Raw genomic sequence first — 3,177 nt, 5'->3', positions numbered from 1 at the left:
GGGGCGGGCGCTGGCCGGGCTGTGGCACATAGCGCTGGTCGCCGCCGCTGGCGCCAGGACGCCCGCGACCGGGCGTGTCATTGCCGCGCGGCGGGCGCGGACGGCTCCAATTGCCGTCATTAGGCCGACCGTCACCGCCATTCCAGCCGGGGCGACCGCCAGGGCGTCCGTCGCCCGGTCGATTGCCATCGGGGCGCCCGTCACCCGGACGATCCCAGCCCGGCCGACCATCGCCCGGACGTCCGTCACCGGGTCGCCCATAACCGGGCCTGCCGTCACCGGGCCGACCATTGCCCGGCCGGTCCTTGCGACGCGCTTCCCAGTAGCGGCGCTGGCTGTCATTCCAGCGATGCCGCGCACCGGCGCGGTCATAGACATAATAGCCGCGTCCCGGATAATAATAGTCATTGTACCAGCCGCCATAGCCGCCCGGCGCATAGCCATAAGGTCCATAATAGCCGTCGCCATAATAGCCGCCACCGCCATAATAGCCGGTGCCGACGCTCACGCCGCCATAACCATAGCCGTCATCATAGGCGCAGCCCCCCAGGGCCATCGCGCTCGCGAGACCAAGCGCAGCCAGGAATCGTGATCCGGTCCGCGTCATTGCCTGTCTCCTCATATGCTTCATGACCCCGGTTAACGCCCTGCGGTTGAATTGGTGGTGAATGAAAAGCGGTTCAAGATCGGGCATTTATCTGTGGTTCAGAAAAAGCGACTTTCGTTCATCCCCCTGACAGAAACCGTGTCGTTTCCAACACATAATCATGGCCTGGGCAATATTTCGCATTTCGTTCAGGAAACCTTCCACCGGCCCCGACCATTGATGCCCCATGTCCTCGCAGACGCTTGCAGCGCACGGGACATGCCGGCGGGTCCACACCCCGGCCCAATTTCAGAAACAGATAAAGGGTCACCCCCATGAAGACACTGCTTTTCACGGCAGTTGCTGCCGCCACCCTGTTGCCTGCCGCCGCCATGGCGCAGGAAGACAGCAGCTCCACCCGCCGCATCGAACCCTATGTCGGCGTGATGGCGGGCGTGCATAATTATGACAGCGAGACCAGCAAGGAGGGCATTCCCCCCGTCGGCTACAAGGGCCGCATGGTCGAAGGCGTCGCGGGCGTGAACTATAATGTCGCCGGCCCGCTCGTGCTCGGCGTCGAAGGTACCGTGTCCAAGGGCGTCAGCGGCGACATCGACTGGGAATATGGCGCGGCCGGCCGCGTCGGCGTGAAGGCCGGCAAGGACAGCATGTTCTTCGGCAAGGTCGGCTATCAGTGGACCAATTTCGACGCGCTGGGCAAGGATAGCCGCGACTATCATGGCATGACCTATGGCGCGGGCCTTGAACTGTCGCCCGCCGACCTTGGCAGCTCGGCCGAGCGCAGCAATGTCCGCCTGCGTGTCCAGGCCGACACCACCGGCAATTTCCATTCGATCCGCCCGATGGCCGGCGTCGTCGTCAAATATTGATCGCATGAACGGGTGGGCCGGTCATTGATCGGCCCGCCCGCCCAGCCTTCATCCCTTTCCATAAAGGGATCTGGGGTGCGGGACGGCCATGGACTGCGGCCGTCCCGCATTCGCCTGCCCCAATATAGTTGCCAATATAGTTGACTCCGTCAACATTCCATGCTGAAGCGTCGGCATGGAACAGGCCATTGCAACCATCCGCACCTTCAACCGCTTCTTCACCCGCCATGTGGGGGCGATCGACGCGCGCTTCCTCGACAGCGACGCCAACCTGCCCGAGGCGCGGCTGCTGTTCGAAATCGCCCGGCTGGAACCGGTGCTGGCCAGCACGCTCCAGGCCGAACTGGACCTGGATCGCGGCTATTTGAGCCGCATGATCGCCCGCTTCGAGAAGAAGGACTGGATCGTCCGTGATCAGGAAACGGCCGACGCCCGCGCCCGTCCGATCCGCCTCACCACCGTCGGCCGCGCCGCCTTCGACCAGATCGACAGCCGCCAGCGCGCCGTTGTTGCCCAGGATCTGGACCGGCTCGACAGCGTCGAGCAGCAGGATCTGCTCCAGGCGCTCACCCGCGCGCGGCTGTTGCTCGATCCCGCCAGCGGCGGCCCCTTCACCATCCGCCCCTTCCGCACCGGCGAGGTCAGCCAGGTCGTCACCCGCCAGTCGATCTTCTACGCCGCCAGCCATGGCTGGGGCCGGCCGCTCGAAACGCTGGAGGCCGAAACCGTCGCCGCCTTCCTGCGCGACTTCAAGCCGGACCGCGAACAATGCTGGATCGCGGAGATCGACGGCGTCATGGCCGGCGCGATATTCCTGACCGACGAGGGCAACGGCCTCGCCCGGCTGCGCCTGCTCCATGTCGAACCCTTTGCCCGGCGGCGCGGAATCGGCGACGCGCTGGTCGCCACCTGCCTGCAATTCGCCCGCGACAAACATTATCGCGCCGTCACCCTCTGGACGCACAAGATATTGGAACCCGCCCGCCGCATCTATGCCCGGCATGGCTTCGTCTGCGTGTCGAGCGACGTCCACACCGTCTTCGGCGACCCGATCGAGGGCGAGACCTGGCGCGTCGCCCTCCTCCCCTGACCGCGCCTGTCCTACCCAGCAGGGCGATGCTATAAGGGGGATGGACCGGCTGGCCGCTCGCAACATGATTTCCCACAATTGATCGATACGATCAAAATGTGCGGGAAATATGCGAAGTTAAGCGCGACAAATCCTACAGAGCGGGTCGGCCATCCCCAACCCGCTCCGTAGCATTCCAGTTCAGCCGCTGTTGCGCAGCGCGGTCGCGATCGCGTTGATCGACAGTTCGATGCCTTCCTTGATCCGGGCATCATCCTCGCCGGCGCGATAGCGCTTGAGCAGTTCGACCTGCAGCAGATTGAGCGGCTCGATATAGGGAAGCCGCAGCCGGATAGACGTCTCGGTCGTCGGGCTCCGTTCCAGCAGGCGCGACTGGCCGGTGGCCGCCAGCAGCCCGTCATGGGTCAGCGACCAGCCTTCACGGATACGCCCGAACAGTGTTTCCGCCTTGGCCTGGTCCTCGACCAGCGGCAGATATCGCGCCGCAATGCCCAGGTCCGACTTCGCCAGCACCATCTCCAGATTGGCCAGCGCCGACTGCAGGAAGGACCAGTGCTGCGCCATGTCGGCCAGCAGCGCCTTGTCCTCGAACGCGGCGATCGCATGGCCGA

General features: G+C 64.7%; 4 protein-coding genes. 2 read left to right on the top strand and 2 right to left on the bottom strand.

Annotated elements, in window-relative coordinates; all coding sequences use genetic code 11:
• The coding region (locus A0U87_RS25995; protein WP_137406132.1) for a peptidase at positions 1-607 on the bottom strand (607 nt) is incomplete at its 3' end.
• Positions 608-921: 314 nt separating this feature from the next.
• Between A0U87_RS25995 and A0U87_RS25990 the strand changes: the two genes are divergently transcribed.
• Positions 922-1,476, top strand: coding sequence for an outer membrane beta-barrel protein (locus tag A0U87_RS25990; protein ID WP_004208639.1), 555 nt, complete (start codon positions 922-924; stop codon positions 1,474-1,476).
• 175 nt (positions 1,477-1,651) lie between these two features.
• Positions 1,652-2,566: a helix-turn-helix domain-containing GNAT family N-acetyltransferase gene (locus tag A0U87_RS25985; RefSeq protein ID WP_107917552.1), complete on the top strand. Its 915-nt coding sequence runs from the start codon at positions 1,652-1,654 to the stop codon at positions 2,564-2,566.
• 180 nt (positions 2,567-2,746) lie between these two features.
• Here the strand turns inward: A0U87_RS25985 and A0U87_RS25980 are convergent.
• A partial coding sequence (locus tag A0U87_RS25980; protein WP_137406131.1) for a phosphoenolpyruvate carboxylase occupies positions 2,747-3,177 on the bottom strand: 431 nt, incomplete at its 5' end.

Origin of the sequence: Sphingobium sp. MP9-4 (genome assembly GCF_005281675.1) — a bacterium.
Taxonomy (GTDB): domain Bacteria; phylum Pseudomonadota; class Alphaproteobacteria; order Sphingomonadales; family Sphingomonadaceae; genus Sphingobium; species Sphingobium yanoikuyae.
Note: the sequence above shows the minus strand (reverse complement) of the source record. Positions and strands in the feature narration are given on the sequence as shown.

Coding starts and splice junctions, on each gene's coding strand:
- A0U87_RS25990 (WP_004208639.1), top strand. CDS start 922: ATGAAGACACTGCTTTTCACGGCAGTTGCTGCCGCCACCCTGTTGCCT.
- A0U87_RS25985 (WP_107917552.1), top strand. CDS start 1,652: ATGGAACAGGCCATTGCAACCATCCGCACCTTCAACCGCTTCTTCACC.